Below are 20,690 nucleotides of genomic sequence, written 5' to 3'. Positions count from 1 at the left end.
ACGTGATGGCGCCGATTTTTACGATATCGACGATCTGAACAGTTGTTGTTTTCCTGTTAACTCTGCTTTGCTAGGGACGTTGGATGACACAACTACAAGGGTGAAAAACCTGACCAACATTGAGGGCCGACCTCCCCAGCATGCGAAGTCGGTGCTCAAATCCAAACAAGGAATATAAATAAGAAAGGAAATAATATGCTTGCCAAAGTATCCAAAATCTCTACTGCTGTAATGCTGGGCACCATGATGCTTGCCGGCGCTGCCGGCAACGCCATGGCGGCGGACAACAAGACGGTGCTGACCCTGGTCGCACAACAGGAAACCGCGTGGGTCAAGAACTTCAACCCCTTCCTGCAAGCGGGTCTGCTGCACACCACCCGTCACTTCATCTATGAACCCCTGGTGATCTTCAACGATATGCAGGGCGGCAAGCCCGTCTATCGTCTGGCCACCCACTTCGAGTTCAGCAAGGACCTCAAGTCCGTCACCTTCGATCTGCGTGACGGGGTGAAGTGGTCGGACGGTCAGCCCTTTACCGCCGATGACGTCCTCTTCTCCTTCAACCTGGTCAAGGCCAACAAGGCGCTGGACGAGCGCTCAATCTGGACCCAGATCAAGAGCGTCGAGAAGCTGGCTCCCAACAAGATCAAGTTCGACCTGACCGACGTCAACACCAACGTGGTGAACGACCTGGTGCTGGTGCCCATCGTGCCGGAGCATCAGTGGAAATCGGTGAAAGACCCGGTCGCCTTCACCAACGACAAGCCGGTCGGCACCGGTCCCTTCACCGAAGTGGACAACTTCTCCGCCCAGCTCTACACCCAGTGCCGCAACCCGCACTACTGGGACAACGCCAACCTCTCCATCGACTGCCTGCGCATGCCGCAGATGGCCACCAACGACCAGGTACTGGCCGCGGTGATGAAGGGTGATGTGGACTGGTTCGGCTCCTTCGTGCCGGACATCGAGCGCCTCTACGTCGGCAACGATCCCAAGAACAACAAATACTGGTTCCCGGCCTCCGGCACCGTGGCGTTCAACGTCAACTTCCAGGCCAAGAAACCGGGCAACCACGAAGCCTTCAACGACGTCAACTTCCGCCGCGCCTTCTCCATGGCGATGGACCGCCAGTCCATGGTGGACATCGCGGGCTACGGCTACCCGACCGTCAACGAGTACCCGTCAGGTCTGGGCAAGGCGTTCGACTCCTGGAACAACCCGGAAGTGGACAAGAAGTACGGCAAGTACAACAAGTTCGATCTGGAAGGCGCCAAGGCCCTGCTGAAACAGGCCGGCTACAAGGATTGTGACGGCGACAAGTTCCTCGACACCCCCACCTGCCAGAAGATCGAGTTCAAGGTGCTGGTACCGAATGGCTGGACCGACTGGGTCAACACCGCCCAGATCGGCGTGGAAGGGCTGCAGGCACTGGGCCTGAACGCCAAGACCGCCACCCCGGAAGCCACCGTCTGGACCGAAAACCTGATCACCGGTGACTTCGACGTCGCCCTGCAGGGTTACTTTGCCGGTGCCAACCCGCACAAGTACTTCGAGACCGCCTTCCACTCCCGCAACATGGGTGAGCGCGGCAACCGCTTCGCGGCGCCCCGCTACAAGGATCCGGCGCTCGACAAGCTGATCGACGACTTTACCCAGACCGCCGATGCCGCCAAGCAGAAGGAGATCATGTTCGAGATCCAGGACAGGGTCGGTGCCAACCAGACCATCATCCCGGTATTCAACAACCCGACCTGGTACGAATACAGCACCAAGCGTTTCCACGGCTGGTTCAGTGCCGACAACCCGGTCGCCAAGCCGCAGGTTCACCCGGACACCCCGGAGCGTCTGCTGCACGTGTTGTCACTCAAGCCGAACAGCTAATCAATCCCGGCCCCCTGCGGGGGGCCCTCTTCCCCGCCCATCCCCCTTATCTCCCGGCTCTGCCGGGGTTGGGGTAACTATGCCCGGCGCGGGGCGGACCAGCAGTAAAAGGTATCATCATGGGATTCATACTGAGACGCTTTTCCTTCTATCTGGTCGCCTTTCTGGTGGCCGCCACCATCAACTTCCTGCTGCCCAGAGCCATGCCGGGGGACCCCGTCTCCGTCATGTTTGCCCGGGCCGGCGCCATGATGGAACCCGCCGCGCTGGAGGCCCTCAAGGCCACCTTCGGTTTCGTGGACGGCCCCATCGGCACCCAGTTTCTCACCTATGTGAAGAGCGTCTTCACCTGGGATCTCGGCACCTCGGTGCGCTACTACCCCCAACCGGTCGCCGACGTACTCGGCCGCGCCATCGGCTGGACCCTGTTTCTGGTGGGCACCTCCACCATTCTGAGCTTCTCCATCGGTTCCATCGTCGGCATCTTCGCCGCCTGGCACCGGGGCGGTCGCCTCGACAGCATCCTCTCCCCGCTCACCCTGGTGATGCAGGCCATTCCACCTGTGGTCATCTCGCTGCTGGCGCTCTTCCTGTTCGGGGTGAGCCTGGAGTGGCTGCCCATCGGCTACGCCTACAGCCCGGAGATCACCCCCGACTGGGGCTGGGAGCACATCAAGAGCATCCTGACCCACGCCATCATGCCGGTGGGCACCCTGGCCATGGTGCAGGTGGGGGGCTTTCTCATCACCATGCGCAACAACATGATCAACCTGCTGGGCGAGGACTACATCACCATGGCCAAGGCCAAGGGGCTCTCCAGCAACCGGGTGATCTTCAACTACGGCGCCCGCAACGCCATCCTGCCGAGCGTCACCGCCCTCTCCATGGCGCTCGGTTTCGTCATCGGCGGATCCCTCATCACCGAGGTGATCTTCAACTATCCCGGCCTGGGCCTGACCCTCTATCAGGGCATTCTGGCCCGCGACTACCCGCTCATTCAGGGGCAGCTGCTCATCATGACCATCACCATGCTCAGCTTCAACTTCCTGGCCGACGTGCTCTACGTCTTCCTGGATCCCCGTCTGCGTACCGGAGGCAAATAAGATGCGCATGCCGACTATTCTGAAAATCCTGCTGGGCAACAAGAAGGCCGCCTGCGGCCTCTTCATCGTGGTCAGCTTCGTGCTGATGGCCCTGTTCGCCCCCATTCTGGCCGGCAACGAACCGACCAAGCGGGTGGCCCGCCCCCACCAGCCCCCCAGCACCGAGTTCGTGATGGGCACCACCCGCATGGGCCACGACATCTGGGCCCAGTTCACCAACGGCGCCCGCATCTCCCTGATGGTGGGCTTCAGCGCGGGCCTGCTGGTGTGCGCCCTCGCCGTCGCCATCGGCATCACCGCCGGCTACTTCGGCGGCCTGGTGGACGAGTGCCTCACCTTCCTGATGAACGTGGTGCTGGTGATCCCCAACCTCCCTCTATTGCTGGTGCTGGCCAGCTTCATCGGGGAGGCGTCACCGGCGGTGATCGCCCTCATCATAGGCTTTACCTCCTGGGCCTATGGCGCGCGGGTCATCCGTGCCCAGACCCTGGCCCTGCGCGAGAAAGAGTTCGTCATCGCCGCCGAGGTACTGGGGGAGCCGGCCTGGCGCATCATCCTGGTGGAGATATTGCCTAACCTCATCTCCATCATCGGCGTGAGCTTCATCGGCTCCATCATCTACGCCATCGTCACCGAGGCGACCCTGGAGTTCCTGGGCCTCGGCGACCCCACAGTCGTGAGCTGGGGCATCATGCTCTACAACGCCCAGACCTCCAGCGCCATCCTGGTCGGCGCCTGGTGGGAGATCCTGGCCCCCTGCTTCGCCATCGCAACGCTCGGTGCCGGCCTGGCCCTGCTCAACTTTGCCATCGACGAAATCGCCAACCCGCAGCTGCGCTCCCACAAGGGGCTCAATCGCTGGAAGAAACTCGCCGCCCCCGTCACCACGCCGGTACCGGCCGTACAGGAGAAGACAGCATGAGATCGCAACAACCCCTGCTGTCGGTACGCAACCTCTGCGTCGACTACATCACCGAGAACGGCGACGTGCGCGCCGTCAACTCGGTCAGCTTCGACATCGCCCCAGGTGAAGTGTTCGGCCTGGCCGGCGAGTCGGGCTGCGGCAAGTCCACCGTCGCCTTCTCGGTGGCGCGGCTGCACAAGCCGCCCGCCTACATCAGCGGCGGCGAGATCCTGTTCAAGGGGGAGAACATCCTCCACTACGGCGATGAGCGGCTGCGCAGCTACCGCTGGCAGCAGGTGTCGGTGGTGTTCCAGTCCGCCATGAACGCGCTCAACCCCGTGCTGCGCATGGAGGAGCAGTTCTGCGACGTGCTGCTGGCCCACAACCCGGGGCTCACCCGCTATGAGGCGATCAAGCGCGCCCAGGAGCTGCTCGCCATCGTCGACATCCACCCGAGCCGGCTCAAGGACTACCCGCACCAGTTCTCCGGCGGCATGCGCCAACGGCTGGTGATCGCCATCGCTATGGCGCTCAATCCCGAGCTGCTCATCATGGACGAGCCGACCACGGCGCTCGACGTGGTGGTGCAGCGGGAGATCCTGCAGAAGGTCTATGCGCTCAAAGAGAAGTTCAACTTCTCCATCCTCTTCATCACCCACGACCTCTCGCTGATGGTCGAGTTCTGCGATCGCATCGGCATCATGTACGCTGGTGAACTGGTGGAGGTGGCGCCGGCCAAGGCGATCCTGACCGCGCCGCTGCACCCCTATACCAGGGGGCTCGGCAACTCCTTCCCGCCCCTGCACGGGCCCAAGAAGGTGCTGGAGGGGATCCCGGGCACCCCGCTCAACCTGCTGGAGGTGCCGGTGGGCTGCCGCTTTCAGGCCCGCTGCGCCAGGGTGCATGAGCGCTGCCGTCAGCAGTACACCAAGCTCGCCGAGATCCGCCCCGGCCAACAAACCGCCTGTCACCTATATGAGGCGCAGGATGAGCAACAAGATCCCCTGATCTATCTGGACAAGGCCGCTGGCTGTTAAGGATGTCTGTCATGCAAATCGCCAAAACCGACGCCCCCATCATCGAAGTCCAGCACCTCTACAAGGACTTCCCCGTCAACTCCAACGCCATCAAGAGCGGCAAGATGCGGGCCCTCTCGGACATCACCTTCAACCTGCACCGGGGCCGCGCCCTGGCAGTGGTGGGAGAGTCCGGCTCCGGCAAGAGCACCATCGCCAAGATCATCGCCAAGATGTACAAGCTCTCTGGCGGTCGCATCCTCTATCGCGGCCGCGACCTGGAGGAGTTCAACAAGGGCACCGCCCTGCTGGACTATCGCCAGAGCGTACAGATGGTGTGGCAAGATCCGTTCGGTTCGCTGAACCCGACCCACACCATCTACCACCACATCGCCCGCCCCCTGCTGCTGCACAGCAAGGTGATCGACAAGCGTGACCTCCCCGACATGGTCTATGGCCTGCTGGAGAAGGTGGGGCTCACCCCCGCCAAGGCGACTGCGGCCAAGTACCCGCACCAGCTCTCCGGCGGCCAGCGCCAGCGGGTCAACATCGCCCGCAACCTGGCGGTGGAGGCGGAAGTGGTGCTGGCGGACGAGCCCACCTCCATGCTCGACGTCTCCATTCGCATCGGCATCCTCAACCTGATGGAGCAGATGAAGGACGAACTCGGGGTCTCCATGCTCTACATCACCCACGATATCGCCACCGCCCGCTACGTGGCCGAGGATCTGGCGGTGATGTACGTCGGGCACATGGTGGAGTGGGGCGAGGTGGACGAGATCCTGCACCACCCCCAGCACCCCTACACCCAGCTGCTCATCTCGGCGGTGCCCGACCCCGAGAAGAGCATCCACGCCGAGCTGGAGGGGGGCCGCAAGGGGGAGATCCCGCTCTGGACGCCGGAATCCTGCGGTTGCCCCTTCGCCGGGCGCTGCAATCAGGTGATGCCGCGCTGCAAGGAGACCCTGCCCCCCGTCAGCAAGCTCGCCGACAACCACTTCGTACGCTGCTACCTCTACGAGTGAGGGTGAGCCTTGAACCGGCCGGACAGCGCTGTCCGGCCATGCCTCGATACGGGGCGGCCATGGCCCCGTGATGTGCCTCACCGCCTGTCGGTGAACCACAGGAGTAATACCTCGATGGAACTCTTGATCAATCAGGTGGGTTACCCGTGCGATGGGGAGAAGATCGCCCTGCTGCAAGCCACCCCCGCCCATGACCTCGGCGGCTATGTCAGGCTGCAACGCCAGGGTGATGGCCAGATCCTGTTTGAAACCCCGTTGCAAGCGGCCGGCAGCGTCCCAGGCTGGCAGGGCCGTGCTTACTGGCGCGCCGACTTCTCGGCATTCCAAGAGCCAGGCCACTATCGGCTGGAGGCGATCACCGCCCAAGGCATTGTCCGCTCTACCCGCTTTGTCATCGGCCCCGATCTGCTGGCCAGCCGCTGCCTCTCCGACGTCATCCACTACTTCAAGGGACAGCGCGCCAGCGGCGCCTTCGATCGGGCCGACCGCAGCGCCCGTCTGTTTGGCACCGACCTGCGCCGGGACGTGCACGGCGGCTGGTTCGATGCCAGCGGCGACATGAGCAAATACCTGAGCCACCTCTCCTACGCCAACTACCTCAACCCCCAGCAGACCCCCATGGTGGTCTGGGCCCTGCTCAAATGCCGGGAGCTCTTGGCCCCGCGCCGCGACATCGACGGGGTCAACCTCTGCAAGCGGCTCAATGACGAGGCGCTGCACGGCGCCGATTTTCTCTGCCGGATGCAGGATGAGTCGGGCTTCTTCTACATGACCCTGTTCGACAAGTGGAGCAAGGATCCCGCCCAGCGCGAGCTGTGCGCCTACGCCACCCAGCAGGGGCTCAAGTCCGCCAACTGGCATGCCGGTTTCCGCCAAGGGGGCGGCATGGCCATCGCCGCCCTGGCCCGCGCCGCTCGCGAGAGCGTCAGCGGCGACTTCGATGCCAGCCGTTACGCCGAGGCGGCCCGTCGTGGCTACCTGCACCTGCGTGAGCACAACCTGGCCTATCTGGACGACGGGGTCGAGAACATCATCGACGACTACTGCGCCCTGCTGGCGGCGGTCGAGCTGACCCGCACCCTGGGCCCAGAGTGGCTGACAGAGGCCAGAGTACGGGCCGACAAGCTCTGTGCCCGCCAGCGCCCTCACCCTGAGCTCGGCCACTACTGGTCGGCCAACGAGGATGGCGCGCGCCCCTACTACCACGCCGCCGAGGCGGGCCTGCCGGTGCTGGCGCTGCTGGAGTATCTCGCCATCGAGCCGGATTCGGCGCGCCAGGGGACGGCCCAGCGCGTCATCGAACAGGCGCTGGCCGCCGAGCTGACGCTCTGCGCCCGGCCCGGCAACCCGTTCGCCCTCGCCCGCCAGTATGTGAAGGGGGTCGATGAGGCGCCCCGGGTGAGCTTCTTTATGCCCCATCACAACGAGTCGGGTTACTGGTGGCAGGGGGAGAACGCCCGGCTGGCGTCGCTGGCGGCCATGGCGTTTGCCGCCGCGGCCCAGCTGCCCCACCAGAGCCGCTTGCTGCGCACCTTCGGCCAACACCAGCTCGACTGGATCCTGGGGAAAAACCCCTTCAACGCCTGCATGCTGGCGGGCCATGGCAGCAACAACCCCGCCTACACCGCCGGTTATCCCAATGCGCTGGGGGGGATCTGCAACGGCATCACCTCAGGGTTTGATGACGAAAACGAGGTGGCCTTTATCCCCGAGGCCTACAAGGAGCGGCTGGATCAGAACTGGCGCTGGGGGGAGCAGTGGATCCCGCACGCCGCCTGGTTTGCCCTGGCCATCAGCTGGCAGAGCGCCCTCGGAGGTTCCAATGATTGAGAGAGACTCGAACAGCATTGGCAGTGGGGAAAGCCGTGGATCCTCCATACAGCCAGCCAGGTTTGCCCTGGCCATCAGCTGGCAAAATACCCTGAGTGCTCCAAATGATCAGGGAGGCCGTCATGATTGAGTACTGGGTCGGGGTGGATGGTGGCGGCACCCACACCCGCGCCCGCATTCGGGATCGGGCCGGCAAGCTGCTCGGCGAGGGGCGCGCCGCCGGCTCCAACCTGGAGCTTGGCATCGAGATCGCCCATGGCAACGTGCTGGCCGCCATCGAGCAGGCCCGTCTCGAGGCCGGCCTGGCTGAGGATGCCCAGCAACGGATGGGGGTCGGGCTGGCGCTCGCCTCCGCCGAGCTGGCCGACTGCTATCATGCCATGCTGACCATGCCCTTCCCCTTTGCGAGCGTGCGACTCACCTCCGACGCCTTCGGTGCCTGCCTGGGCGCCTTTGGCGGCGAGGAGGGGGCCATTCTCATCGCTGGCACCGGCTCGGCCGGGCTCATCTATCGCCACGGCCAGCTGCACACCTGCTCCGGCCGCGGCTTTCCCATCTCGGATCTGGGCAGTGGCGCCTGGCTGGGGCTGCGCGCCATCCAGCAATCCCTGCTCTGCCACGACGGCATCCTGCCCCCCAGCACATTGGCCATCCGCTTGCTCGATCACTTCAAGCGGGATCAGGCCGAGGTGGTACGCTGGGCCGCCCGCGCCATCCCCGCCGACTACGGCCGCTTCGCCCCCTGGGTGTTCGATGCCGCCAGCGACGGCGACGAGCTCGCCTGCCAGCTGCTGGAGGAGACCTGCCAGCAGCTGGCCATCCTGCTGGAGGGGATGCGCCAGCTGGGCGCCGACCGGATTGCCCTGCTCGGCGGCATCGGCATGCGCCTCGCCCCCCGTCTGGCGCACCTGCCGCTGGTCAGCCCCGGCGCCGACGCGCTGGAAGGGGCCATCCTGTTTGCCAAGACGGAGGCGCTGCCATGCCTGCACTCCTGAACCGGGCGTACCGGGCCAGCACCGGCACGCCCTCCCCTCAACCATCGCCAGCCGCCTTCACCAGGGCGGCCGGTCCCCTGCTCGTGCAACCGAAGGAGTTTTCATGTCCGCACCTCTGATCCACACCCAGGTCGACCGACGCGATGGTGACGACGTCTGGTTTCGTTTCAGCCTGAGCCAGCTGCCAGATGCCCCCTGGAAGCTCCACTTCTGCCTGGCCCGTCACATCGACCCCGGCTCGGTAGAGGGAGGGGAGCTAGAGCGCCAGAGCGGCAGCTACAAGGTCTTGATCCCGCAAACGGGGGCCAGCGAGCTGCGCTTCTGCTGTCGCAGCACCCCCATCAAGCGCCTCTCCGACATGCCGCGCGGCTTTTTCCTGAGCCTGCCCCGGGCCAGCAGCGGCCCCCAGCTGATGCCGGTGGAGCTGACCGGCGAGGAGCTGGGCCTGCCACAATCCGCCACTGCGGCGCCAGATCTGCCCGAGGTGGAGCCCCTCGCCGGCATAGTGCCCCAGCCGGATCGCTTGTTGCTGCTGGAGGGCAACTTCCGGCTGGCGGAGCGCGCCCACGTCAGCGGCCCGAGCCCCCTGCTCGGCCCGCTGCTGGCCCACTTCAACGAGCTGACCGGGCTCGCGCTGGCGCAGGATCACGACGCCGAGATCCGGCTGGTTGAAAGCGGTCTGGGCCAGGAGGCCTACCGGCTCACCATCACCCCGGAGGAGATAGTGATTGCCGCCGGCGGCGAGGCAGGTTGGCGCTATGGCCTCGTCAGCCTGGCCCAGTGGTATCTGCAGCACGGCGAGAGCCTGCCCTGCATCGAGCTAAGCGACGCGCCGCGCTTCGGCTTTCGCGGCATCTTTCTCGACTGTGCCCGCCACTTTCACTCCCTGCCCACCCTCAAGCGCCTGCTCAAGCTGATGAGCCTCTACAAGTTCAACCGCTTCCACTGGCACCTGACCGATGACGAGGGGTGGCGCCTCGAGATCAAGGCCTTCCCCCAGCTGACCGAGCTGGCCGCCTGGCGCGGCCACGGCCTGGCCGTCGGGCCCCAGCTGAGCGGCGGCCCCGAGCCCTACGGCGGTTACTACACCCAGAGCGAGGTGCGCGAGCTGGTGGCCTATGCCAGCGGGCTCGGCATCACCATCATTCCGGAAATTGACATCCCGGGTCACTGCCACGCCGCCATCAAGGCGCTGCCCGAACTGCTGGTGGAGGAGGCCGACCGCTCCCGCTACCTGTCGGTGCAATATTTTGACGACAACGTGCTCAACCCGGCCCTGCCCGGCACCTATCAATTCCTGGAAGCCGTGATGGACGAGGTGTGCGAGCTGTTCCCGGGGCCGCTGGTGCACATGGGGGGGGACGAGGTGCCCAGCGGGGTCTGGACCGACAGCCCCGCCTGCCAGCAACTGATGAAACAGCAGGGCTATCAGGATTGTCGCGAGCTGCAGGGCCACCTGCTGCGTCATTGCCAGCAGTACCTGGCCGGCAAGGGCAAGCGGATGCTGGGCTGGGAGGAGATTTTGCACGGCGACAAGGTGAGCCGGGACGCCACCATCTTCGCCTGGACCAGCTTCCAGGCCGGGCTCGACGCGGCCACGGCGGGTTATCCAGTGGTGATGGCGCCGGCCCAGCACCTCTATCTGGACCTTGCCTGGAGTCAGGACATCCATGAACCCGGCCTCTACTGGGCGGGCACCCTCAATCTGGCGCAGGTCTACGCGTGCGACCCGGCCCCAGCCGATTTCCATGCCAACGATAACATCCTGGGGGTGCTGAGCCCCTTATGGTCGGAGCTGATCACCTCTCGTGATCGTCTCGACTATATGTTGTTCCCGCGCATGCTGGCGACCGCCGAGGTGGCCTGGAGTGCCCCCGCCCGCAAGGGGTGGGAGCACTTCGCCGCCCGTCTGCCGGGCCAGCTGCAGATCCTCGACCAGCTCCAGGTGCGTTACCGGGTACCGCAGAGGTAGTGTTATCTTTTTTCCTTGGCGGCCTGATGGCCGCCTTTTTTTACGATTAACCAACAAAACATCAACTTGCCCCTACCATTCATCCGCCATTGTTGGCAAAATTCAGCCCCCTATGAAGCCGGTCTGCCACCTGCTGGCGCGAGCCTGCGGCCATCTCCAGATCTGCCACAATAACAACGACAAAGTTATCAACAAGAACATCGGAGCGTATTCCTATGGCCCGCAGAGACGTCCATACCCTGGACAGCGAAGTGGAGTTTCCTGCCGACGAACAACTGGTCTCCACCACGGATCTGCGCGGGGTGATCACCTACGCCAACCCCGCCTTCTGCCGCATCGCCGGCTACTCGGTCGACGAGCTGGTCGGCCACAACCACAACCTGGTGCGCCATCCCGACATGCCCAAGGCCGCCTTCGCCGATCTCTGGGCCCGCCTCAAGGAGGGCAAACCCTGGCGCGGCATGGTGAAGAACCGCTGCAAGGATGGCCGCTACTACTGGGTCGATGCCTATGTGACCCCCATCTACGAGGGCAACCGGATCAGCGGCTACCAGTCGGTGCGCTGCAAGCCGGATCCCCAGCTCAAGCGCATCGCCGGCCAGGCCTACCAGGCCCTGCTCAAGGCCGAGCGCGGTACCGGCAGCCGCCTCCCCTCCCTCACCCGGGTGCGCGCACCGGCCATCGCCCTGCTGCTGCTCGGCCTGGTGGGCTGGACCTTCGCCAGCCAGGGGCCGACGACAGCCCTGCTGATGCTGCTGCCCCTGCTGCTCATCGGCGGCGCCTACTGGCGCGAGCTCTTCGCCTTGCCGCTCTATCTGCAGCAGCTGGGCCGCGAATATGACAGCCTGACCCGGCTGGTCTACTCAGGTGACGGCCCCGGCGCCATTGCCGATTTTCACATCAAGATGCTGCAGGCCCGCATCCGCACCGTGCTGGGCCGGGTCAACGATGCGACCAACCCGCTGCAGGCCCTGGCCAGCAACCTGAAACAGGCCTCCCATCAGGCCTGCCTCGACATCAACGAGCAGGATGCCCAGACCCAGCAGATGGCCGCCGCCATGACCCAGATGGCCAGCACGGCCCACGAGATTGCCCGCAACATCCAGGACTCCAACGGTCAGGTGAGCGAGGCCCGCAGCCGCTGCCAACACACGGACAAGCAGTTGGCCCAGACCGAGCAGCGCATCGAGCAGCTCGCCAGACAGGCGGAGCTCGCCTTCAACTCGGCGGTGGAGCTGGCCAGCGAGTCGGAGCGGATCGGCAGCGTGATGGGAGAGATCCAGGGCATCGCCGACCAGACCAACCTGCTGGCGCTGAACGCCGCCATCGAGGCGGCCCGGGCTGGTGAACAGGGGCGCGGCTTTGCGGTGGTGGCCGACGAGGTGCGCACCCTGTCGACCCGCACCCACAAGGCGACCGAGCAGATCCAGGGCAGCATCCAGCAGATCCAGCACACCCTGGGCCGCTGGAAGGGGATGATGCAGGAGAACCTGCAGCAGACCCGCGAGTGCGCCGAGATGACCCGTCAGGGCTCCAGCAGCCTGCATACCGTGCTGCAGGAGATCGAGCTGGTGACCGAGTTCTCCACCCAGATCGCCGCCGCCGCCGAGCAGCAGCAGACGGTGGTGGAGGACATCAGCCGCAGCATCCACCAGATCTCCGAGTACTCCCACGCCAACAGCCAGAAGATGCAGGAGGTCGACGACTCCAGTCAGGAGCTGCTGGAGCGGGCCAGGCAGCTCAAGGGGCTCAGCCAGACCTTCGGCTGACACATTTGCCAGTCACCCGACAGAAGCGCCACAATGGCGCTTCTGTTGTTTTTGACGAGTCAACTTCATGAGAACGGAATCGACCCCAGCCCCGCTGAACAAGGTGGCCCGCATCGAGGCGATCCTCGCCCTGATCCCGGCCGGTCGCGTGGTGAGCTATGGCCAGGTGGCGGATCTGGCGGGGCTACCTGGCCGGGCCAGGCTGGTGGGCAAGGTGCTGCGGGAGACCGACAAGGTGCTGCCCTGGCACAGGGTGCTGGGCGCGGCGGGCACCATTTCACTGCCCAAGGGGTCGGCTGGCTTTGACAGACAGGCGGGATTGCTGCAGGAGGAGGGAGTGCCCGTGATTGGCGGGCGGGTCAGGATGCGGGAGTGGCAGTGGCAGCCCGACCTCGCCGAGCTGCTGTTTCTCCTGCCCTTTTGACGATGGCGGCCCGCCTCACCGGGTGATGGGGGCCAGGATCTCGTCGCTGCGCACCTGCACCGGGATGGTTTCATACTCCCGTTGCAGCAGCACCAGCAGACTCTGCTTGTCCACTTCCAGCACATAGGCGGTTCCTTCCCGGGTCAGACAGGTCATTCCCGGCCGGATCTCGTTAATCTCCATCACAACCTCCGTGTCCAGCGCTGCCATCCTTGCAGCGGTTTCAGTATACCGCCATCTGAAAACAAAAAGGCCCCTGCTAGGGGCCTCTTTCATCAGAGTGTGCGCGCTGCGCAATCACGCCTTCTTCGACTTGGCCAGGCTCTCCTGCCACTTGCCGTTGTCGTAGTGCGCCGTCCAGCCGGTCGCCTTGCCGTTGACCTCGGTCATCACGTACTGCTCCTTGGTCTTGCGACTGAAGCGCACGATGGAGGCGTTACCGTCAGGATCTGACGCCGGGGCATCGGCCAGGTACTGGTGCTTGGGCGACAGGCGCTCCTTGAAGCGCTTGAGCTCTTCCACCAGCGGCGCACGGGTCTCGCGGGATTTCGGGAAGTTGCTGGCAGCCAGGAACAGGCCGGCGGCCCCGTCACGCAGCACGAAGTGGGCGTCGGACTGGGTGCATTTCAGCTCCGGCAGCGGTACCGGATCTTCCTTCGGCGGCGCGATATCACCATTTTTCAGGATCTTGCGGGTGTTCTTGCAGGTGTCGTTGGTGCAACCCATGTACTTGCCGAAGCGGCCGTTCTTGAGCTGCATCTCGCTGCCACAGCGGTCACACTCGATGCTCGGCCCTTCGTAGCCCTTGAGCTTGAACTGGCCTTTCTCGATCTCGTAGCCGTCGCAATCCGGGTTGCGACCGCAGACGTGCAGCTTGCGGCTGTCGTCGATGATGTAGGCATCCATGGCGGTACCGCACACGCCGCAGCGGTGCTTGGCGCGCAGCGCCTCGGTTTCGGCCTCGTCACCGTCGGTGGCGGAGACGAACTCGTCGGCGGAGACCAGGTTGATGGTCTTCTTGCAGCGCTCTTTGGGCGGCAAGGCGTAACCGGAGCAGCCGAGGAAGACCCCGGTGGTGGCGGTGCGGATGCCCATCTTGCGGCCGCAATCCGGGCAGTCGATGTCGGTCAGCACCATCTGGTTGGCACGCATGCCCCCCTCTTCCACCGGCAGATCCGCTTTTTCCAGCTCCTGGGTGAACTCGGCGTAGAAGGCGTCCAGCACCTTCTTCCACTCCAGGCTCCCCTCGGCGATGCCGTCGAGCTTGTCTTCCATCTTGGCGGTGAACTCGTAGTTCATCAGCTCGACGAAGTTCTCCACCAGCCGGTCGGTGACGATCTCGCCCATCTTCTCGGCGAAGAAACGGCGGCTCTCGACCCGCACATAACCGCGGTCGACGATGGTAGAGATGATGGAGGCGTAGGTGGAGGGACGGCCGATGCCGCGCTTTTCCAGCTCGCGCACCAGCGCCGCTTCGGTGAAGCGTGCGGGCGGCTTGGTGAAGTGCTGGCGCGGATCCAGCTTGACCAGTTTGAGCACCTCACCGACGGTCACCGCCGGCAGCTGGCTGTCTTCGCCCTTGCGACCCATGGGCGGCAGCGCCTTGGTCCAACCGGCGAAGCGCAGGGTGCGACCGCGCGCCTTGAGCTCGAACTCGCCCGCCTTGACGGTCAGGGTGGAGGAGTCGTACTGGGCCGGGGTCATCTGGCAGGCGACAAACTGACGCCAGATGAGGTCATAGAGCCGCATGGCGTCCAGCTCCATCCCTTCCAGCATCTCGGCCGTCACCAGCACGCTGGAGGGGCGGATCGCCTCGTGGGCCTCTTGGGCATTGGCCTTGGCACCGTACAGGTTCGGTTCGGCCGGCAGGTAGGCCGCGCCATACTGCTCGCCGATGTATTCCCGCACCGCCTCGACCGCCTCTTTGCTGAGGTTGGTGGAGTCGGTACGCATATAGGTGATGTAACCCGCTTCATAGAGGCGCTGGGCCATCATCATGGTCTTCTTGACCCCGAAGCTCAGCCGGGTGGAGGCCGCCTGCTGCAGGGTGGAGGTGATGAAGGGAGCGGACGGTTTGGAACCGGTCGGCTTGTCTTCCCGGTTCACCACCTTGTAGTCAACCCCTTCCAGGGCGGCCACGGCGGCGAAGGTCTCGGCCTGGGTCACCGGCTTGAAGTCGGCGCCATTGCGGCTGACCACCTCCATCCGCAGATCGGCGTTATCACCGGTCAGCAGGTCGGCGTTGAGATCCCAGAACTCCACCGGCACGAACGCCTTGATTTCACGCTCTTTGTCGACGATGAGGCGCACCGCGACAGACTGTACCCGGCCGGCGGAGAGGCCGCGAGCCAGCTTCTTCCACAAGAGCGGAGAGACCATGTAACCCACTACCCGGTCGAGGAAACGACGGGCCTGCTGGGCATTGACGCGGTGAATGTTCAGCTCGGACGGCTGGGCGAACGCCTCCTGGATGGCGGTCTTGGTGATCTCGTTGAACACCACGCGCTTGTAGCGGCTGTCGTCGCCGCCGATGATCTCGCGCAGGTGCCAGGCGATCGCTTCCCCCTCTCTATCCAAGTCGGTTGCGAGATAGATGGTGTCGGCCTTCTCGGCCAGACTCTGCAACTCGCTGACCACTTTTTCCTTGCCGGGCAAAATCTGGTAGTTGGCCTGCCAGCCTGCGGTCGGATTGATCCCCATCCGTGAGAACAGGGCATTGCGCTCCTTGGCAGCCTTTTCTGATTCGCTCAGCTTGATGCCGCGAATGACAGGTTTTTTGGGCTCGTTGCTGGCGCTGCCGCTGGTCGGCAGATCGCGCACGTGACCAACGCTGGATTTCACCACGTAGTCCTTGCCCAAATATTTGTTGATGGTCTTGGCCTTGGCCGGAGACTCCACTATGACCAGTGATTTGCCCATGCTGTAACTATTATCCTCATTGCACCCGACGGGGTTGGTGTGCGGTTTTGTGGGGCTGTATAAGAGATTTGACGGGAAAAAGCAATCTTGTGAGCAAATTTGCCCAGCAGCCCGAACCACCTTGCTTCTTTATTTATTAATGCGAAGCCGAGCCGCGGGAAGCAACCGCTTTTTTATTTTTATGCTATATCCACCCTCTTTTTATATTGGAAACGACATAACCAACCGCTCTTGTAACATAACAAACCAGTTTCGTTATCAGCTTGTTACAAAAGACAAAATCTCCTTATAATGGCTGCATCCCGCAGCATTGTGCGCGGAAGGAACCGCTACCCATATAAAAATCGAAAGGATGTACTCAATGAAGCACTTCGAGGTCAACTTCGACGGCCTGGTCGGCCCGACCCACAACTATGCCGGCTTGTCCTATGGCAACGTCGCCTCCCAGAACAATGCCAAGGAAGCGTCCAATCCGAAGGAGGCCGCCAAGCAGGGTCTGCGCAAGATGAAGGCCTTGACCGACCTCGGCATGGTGCAGGGGGTACTGGCCCCGCAGGAACGGCCGGATCTCGCCACCCTGCGTCGCCTCGGCTTCACCGGCAACGATGCAAGCGTCTTGGCCCAGGCCGCCAAACAGGCGCCCGCCGTGCTGGCCGCCTGCTATTCGGCCTCCAGCATGTGGACCGCCAACGCCGCCACCGTCTCCCCCAGTGCCGATACCCAGGATGGCCGCATCCACTTCACACCTGCCAACCTGACCAACAAGTTTCACCGCTCCCTCGAGCCCGAGGTGACCGGCCGAATCCTGCGCGCCGTGTTCAACAACGACCGCCACTTCTATCACCATCAACACCTGCCGGAGAACGACCACTTCGGTGACGAGGGGGCCGCCAACCACACCCGGCTGTGCCGCGCCTATGGCGAGTCCGGGGTCGAGCTGTTCGTCTATGGCCGCAGCGCCTTCGACGTCTCCCAGCCCGCCCCCAAACACTACCCGGCCCGCCAGACCCTGGAAGCGAGCCAGGCCATTGCCCGCCTGCACGGCCTGGGAGACGAGAGCGCGGTCTTCATCCAGCAGAACCCGGACGTGATCGATCAGGGGGTGTTCCACAACGACGTGATCGCGGTGGGCAACCAGAACGTGCTCTTCTTCCACCAGCAGGCGTTTCTCAACACCGCCTCGGCACTGGCCGAGGTGCGCACCAAGTTCGGTGACGGCGAGCTGCACTTTATCGAGGTGCCCACTGCCGAGGTGTCGGTGCAGGATGCGGTGAAGTCCTATCTGTTCAACACCCAGATCCTGACCCTGCCGTCTGGCGAGATGGCCATCATCGCCCCCACCGAGTGCCGCGACAACCCGGCGGTGTCAGCCTATCTGGCCAAGCTGGTGACCCTGGGGACCCCGATCAAGGGGGTGCACTACATGGACGTGAAGCAGAGCATGAAGAACGGCGGCGGCCCCGCCTGCCTGCGGCTGCGGGTCGCCATGAACGACACCGAACTCGCCGCGGTCAACCCGGCCTGCCTCATCAACGACGGCCAGTTTGCCCGCCTGGACGCCTGGGTGGAGAAACACTACCGCGACAGCCTGGCACTGGACGACCTGCGCGACCCGGCGCTGGTGATGGAGTCCCGCACCGCGCTGGACGAGCTGACCCAGATCCTGAAACTGGGTTCCGTCTACCCGTTCCAGCGCTAAAGCGCTCCAACCCTATAAAAAAAGAGAGCCGGGCAAGTGCCCGGCTCTCTTTTTTCCGTCCTTGAACTGTACCTCAGCGCCAGGGGCCCTGCTGCCACAGGCGACCCAGACCGGATTCCAGCGCCACGGCAGCCTGCTGGCCGAGCTTCTGGGTCAGGCTTTTCGGCTTGCTGTAGCGAATGCCGACCACCTTGTGCTGGCTGGCCTGGGCCAGCAGATAGTCATCGCTGGTGCAGAGGCTGTCCACCAGCCCGAGCTGCTTGGCCTGACTCGCCAGCCAGTGCTCGCCTGTGGTGACCTTGTCGATGTCGAGGTTGGGTCTGTGCTCGGCCACGAATGCCTTGAAGCGCTCGTGAATGGCGCTCAGCTCCTCGCGAAACTTCTCGCGCCCCAGGTCGTCGTTCTCGCCGAACATGGTGATGGTGCGCTTGTACTGACCCGCGGTGTGCATCTCGAACTCGATGTCGTGCTTTTTCAGCAGCTTGTTGAAGTTCGGCAACTGGGCGATCACCCCGATGGAGCCGACGATGGCGAACGGCGCCGCCAGTATCTGATCCGCCACGCAGGCCATCATATAGCCGCCGCTTGCCGCCACCTTGTCGATGGCCACGGTCAGCTTGATGTCACGATCCCGCAGCCGCTGCAGCTGGGAGGCCGCCAGACCGTAACCGTGCACCACGCCGCCGCCGGATTCGAGCCGCAGCAGCACCTCGTCGCCCGGCTGGGCCACCCCTATCACGGCGCTCACCTCTTCGCGCAGGGAGGCCACCTCCCTGGCATCCATGCTGCCGTGAAAATCGATGACGAACAGCCGGCTGCGGGCATCTTCGCTCTTGGCTCGCGCCTTGTGCTCGGCCTTGCGCGCCTTCTCCAGCTGCTTGCGCTCCGCCTTGCCGGCCAATGCAGCCTGCAACTGGTGACGCCCCTGCTCCAGCTCGCTGGAGAGATTGGTCACCACCAGCTCCCCCTTGCGGGATTTGGGCTGACGGCTGCTTACCACCATCAGGATGACGGCGCCGATGGCGAGCAGTAGGGTAATGGTCTTGGCCAGGAACAGGCCATATTCGGTCAAAAATGCCACTTGATGCTCCACTGGTGTGCCCCCGGGGGGACGATTTTTTCACATTCTAGGGAGTTTGCCCGGTGCGCGCAAAAACTCTGCGTCAACCCGTCAGAAATGCCAATCGACAATCACAACCCCTCTGATTTATTCACATTTTTGCCATCTCATACTGGTCAAACGCCGTGCGGGATCAGTACACTTGCCCCTCTATTGCCGGGCGCATCAGTCACGAATTGTTAACAGGAGTTGTCATGTTCGATTATCAGGCCCCCCAGGATCTGCTCAAGGACAAGGTCATTCTGGTCACGGGTGCCGGTGACGGCATCGGCCGCGAAGCGGCACTCACCTATGCGGCCCACGGCGCCACCGTGATCCTGCTCGGACGTACCAGCGCCAAGCTGGAAGCTGTCTACGACCAGATCGAAGCGGCCGGCCACCCGCTGCCCGCCATCGTGCCGGTGGATCTGAAGGGGGCGACCGCCGCCCACTATCGCGGCATGGCCGAGACCTTCGCCCAGCAGTTCGGCCGCCTCGACGGCGTGCTGTTCAACGCCGGCCTGCTCGGCACCCTGTCACCGTTCGAACACATCCAGGAGCAGGAGTGGGACGAGGTGATGCAGGTCAACGTCAAATCCGAATTCCTGCTGACCCAGGCGCTGCTGCCGCTCATCCGCCAGACCGCCAAGGAGCAGGGCGATGCCTCCATCGTCTACACCTCCTCCAGCGTGGGTCGCAAGGGCCGCGCCTACTGGGGCACCTATGCCATCTCCAAGTTCGCCATCGAAGGCATGATGGAGGTGCTGGCGGACGAACTGGAGAACACCTCGGTGCGGGTCAACACCCTCAACCCGGGTGGCACCCGCACCAAGATGCGGGCCAGCGCCTTCCCGGCCGAAGATCCGCAGACCCTCAAGACTCCGGCCGACCTGATGCCGCTCTATCTCTATCTGATGGGAGTGGACAGCAAGGGCAAAACCGGCCAGACCTTTGTGGCCCAGCCCAAATAAATCAACAAAATAACCCCAACCCTGCGCGGCATGGGGTTAAATTCAATAGGGTGCCGTCGGCACCCTGTTGCGAATATGGCAAGGCCCGTTCCATCCAGTCCCTTATCAGGTTGAGATATGTTTCGTCCCAAGAGCACGTTTGAGCAATGGCGGATCTTTCAGGCCGTGGTGGATTGTGGCGGCTACGCCCAAGCCGCCGAGGCGCTGAACAAGAGCCAGTCCTCCCTCAATCATGCGGTAGCCAAACTGCAGCAGAGTCTGGGGGTGGCCCTGCTGGAGGTGAGAGGGCGCAAGGCGGTGCTGACGCCGGCGGGGGAGATCTTCCTCAAGCGGGCCCGTCAGCTCAGTCAGCAGGTGGAAGAGCTGGAGAACCTGGCCAACAACCTGGAGCGGCAGTGGGAGCCGCAGATCAACCTCTATGTGTCGGTGATGCAGCCGCGCGAGCGGCTCTATCGGGCGCTGGCCCACTTCTACCCCCGCAGCCGGGGCTGCCGGGTCAATCTGCACGAGCGCATCCACTGCCACTTCAACGCCCTGCAGGTGGGGGATCTGATGCTCTCCGAACACCTGCCTCACGATCGCACCGGTCTGCCGCTGGACGAGGTGTGTCTGCTGCCGCTCTGTTCGGCCTATCACCCGCTCGCCACCCAGGGCGGCGCCATCGCCGCCGAGGCGCTGGCCGGCCACAACCAGATCAGCCTGCATCCCCCTATTCACCGCTCGGTGGACTGGAACGATGCGGACGACACCGGCTGGAAGGCGACCCACTACCACGAGGTGATCGCCATGCTCAGGCTCGGCCTCGGCTATGCCTGGCTGCCCCGCCACCTGGTGCAGGAGGAGCTGGCGAGCGGCGAGCTGGTGGCGCTGGATCTAGCCGGTGGCAACGAGCGCCACCTCTATACCTATCTGCTGACGCCGTCGGCCGACGCCCTGGGCCCGGCCACCGAGCTGCTGCTGCGCTGCCTGCGCAACGAATATCAGGACGACAGCGACCGCTAGCCCGCCCCCTCCCCCCCGCCTCACTGCCTGATGGCGGCGGGGGGGAGGGGGCGGGCTAGCGGTCGCCGTCCTCCCTATATT

16 protein-coding genes are annotated in these 20,690 nt (G+C 64.0%); 13 read left to right on the top strand and 3 right to left on the bottom strand.

Translation table 11 applies throughout. The features are described from left to right. The first annotated feature begins 195 nt into the window (after positions 1 to 195). The 10 genes from BN1143_RS14105 to BN1143_RS14060 all read left to right on the top strand — a co-directional run bounded on the left by BN1143_RS14105 (position 196) and on the right by BN1143_RS14060 (position 12,919). Positions 196 to 1,881 carry an ABC transporter substrate-binding protein gene (locus BN1143_RS14105; RefSeq protein ID WP_005303255.1) on the top strand — a complete coding sequence of 562 codons (1,686 nt, stop codon included), beginning with the start codon at positions 196 to 198 and terminating at the stop codon, positions 1,879 to 1,881. A 119-nt stretch (positions 1,882 to 2,000) separates the two neighbouring features. Further along, positions 2,001 to 2,984 carry an ABC transporter permease gene (locus BN1143_RS14100; RefSeq protein WP_005303257.1) on the top strand — a complete coding sequence of 328 codons (984 nt, stop codon included), beginning with the start codon at positions 2,001 to 2,003 and terminating at the stop codon, positions 2,982 to 2,984. 1 nt (position 2,985) lies between these two features. Further along, positions 2,986 to 3,906, top strand: a complete 921-nt coding sequence (locus tag BN1143_RS14095; protein ID WP_017778439.1) for an ABC transporter permease — start codon at positions 2,986 to 2,988, stop codon at positions 3,904 to 3,906. Then, positions 3,903 to 4,925, top strand: coding sequence for an ABC transporter ATP-binding protein (locus BN1143_RS14090; RefSeq protein WP_042007195.1), 1,023 nt, complete (start codon positions 3,903 to 3,905; stop codon positions 4,923 to 4,925). The genes BN1143_RS14095 and BN1143_RS14090 overlap by 4 nt, the downstream gene beginning before the upstream one ends. 11 nt (positions 4,926 to 4,936) lie before the next feature. After that, positions 4,937 to 5,929: an ABC transporter ATP-binding protein gene (locus tag BN1143_RS14085; RefSeq protein WP_005303263.1), complete on the top strand. Its 993-nt coding sequence runs from the start codon at positions 4,937 to 4,939 to the stop codon at positions 5,927 to 5,929. A gap of 114 nt (positions 5,930 to 6,043) precedes the next feature. Next, entirely contained in the window at positions 6,044 to 7,759 is a 1,716-nt protein-coding gene (locus BN1143_RS14080) for a glycoside hydrolase family 9 protein (protein WP_042051066.1), read from the top strand. Between the two features lie 122 nt (positions 7,760 to 7,881). Beyond that, the gene (locus BN1143_RS14075; protein WP_042007192.1) at positions 7,882 to 8,754 is read left to right on the top strand and encodes a glucosamine kinase nucleotide-binding domain-containing protein; all 873 of its coding nucleotides are present in this window, start codon (positions 7,882 to 7,884) and stop codon (positions 8,752 to 8,754) included. 103 nt (positions 8,755 to 8,857) lie between these two features. Further along, complete coding sequence (locus tag BN1143_RS14070) at positions 8,858 to 10,726, top strand: beta-N-acetylhexosaminidase (protein WP_042051065.1); 1,869 nt, start codon at positions 8,858 to 8,860, stop codon at positions 10,724 to 10,726. 215 nt (positions 10,727 to 10,941) lie between these two features. Continuing rightward, positions 10,942 to 12,495, top strand: coding sequence for a methyl-accepting chemotaxis protein (locus tag BN1143_RS14065; RefSeq protein WP_042051064.1), 1,554 nt, complete (start codon positions 10,942 to 10,944; stop codon positions 12,493 to 12,495). A gap of 67 nt (positions 12,496 to 12,562) precedes the next feature. Next, positions 12,563 to 12,919 carry an MGMT family protein gene (locus BN1143_RS14060; protein WP_042051063.1) on the top strand — a complete coding sequence of 119 codons (357 nt, stop codon included), beginning with the start codon at positions 12,563 to 12,565 and terminating at the stop codon, positions 12,917 to 12,919. Between the two features lie 15 nt (positions 12,920 to 12,934). Here the strand turns inward: BN1143_RS14060 and BN1143_RS22650 are convergent, their stop codons facing one another. Beyond that, complete coding sequence (locus BN1143_RS22650) at positions 12,935 to 13,102, bottom strand: hypothetical protein (protein WP_005303277.1); 168 nt, start codon at positions 13,100 to 13,102, stop codon at positions 12,935 to 12,937. 114 nt (positions 13,103 to 13,216) lie between these two features. After that, positions 13,217 to 15,838, bottom strand: coding sequence for a type I DNA topoisomerase (gene topA, locus BN1143_RS14055; protein ID WP_042051062.1), 2,622 nt, complete (start codon positions 15,836 to 15,838; stop codon positions 13,217 to 13,219). 361 nt (positions 15,839 to 16,199) lie between these two features. On the opposite strand from topA, the gene astB reads away from it, so the two are divergent. Then, the gene (gene astB, locus BN1143_RS14050) at positions 16,200 to 17,537 is read left to right on the top strand and encodes an N-succinylarginine dihydrolase (RefSeq protein WP_042051061.1); all 1,338 of its coding nucleotides are present in this window, start codon (positions 16,200 to 16,202) and stop codon (positions 17,535 to 17,537) included. A gap of 73 nt (positions 17,538 to 17,610) precedes the next feature. Here astB and sohB read toward each other — a convergent pair whose 3' ends face one another. Further along, positions 17,611 to 18,618: a protease SohB gene (gene sohB / locus BN1143_RS14045; protein WP_042051060.1), complete on the bottom strand. Its 1,008-nt coding sequence runs from the start codon at positions 18,616 to 18,618 to the stop codon at positions 17,611 to 17,613. 233 nt (positions 18,619 to 18,851) lie between these two features. On the opposite strand from sohB, the gene BN1143_RS14040 reads away from it, so the two are divergent. Both BN1143_RS14040 and BN1143_RS14035 read left to right on the top strand, forming a co-directional pair. Next, complete coding sequence (locus BN1143_RS14040) at positions 18,852 to 19,607, top strand: YciK family oxidoreductase (RefSeq protein WP_042051058.1); 756 nt, start codon at positions 18,852 to 18,854, stop codon at positions 19,605 to 19,607. A 117-nt stretch (positions 19,608 to 19,724) separates the two neighbouring features. After that, on the top strand, positions 19,725 to 20,609 hold the full coding sequence (locus BN1143_RS14035; RefSeq protein ID WP_042051056.1) for a LysR family transcriptional regulator: 885 nt from the start codon (positions 19,725 to 19,727) through the stop codon (positions 20,607 to 20,609). Positions 20,610 to 20,690: the final 81 nt, after the last annotated feature.

This window comes from Aeromonas dhakensis (assembly GCF_000820305.1).
Classification (GTDB): Bacteria; Pseudomonadota; Gammaproteobacteria; order Enterobacterales; family Aeromonadaceae; genus Aeromonas; species Aeromonas dhakensis.
Note: the sequence above shows the minus strand (reverse complement) of the source record. Positions and strands in the feature narration are given on the sequence as shown.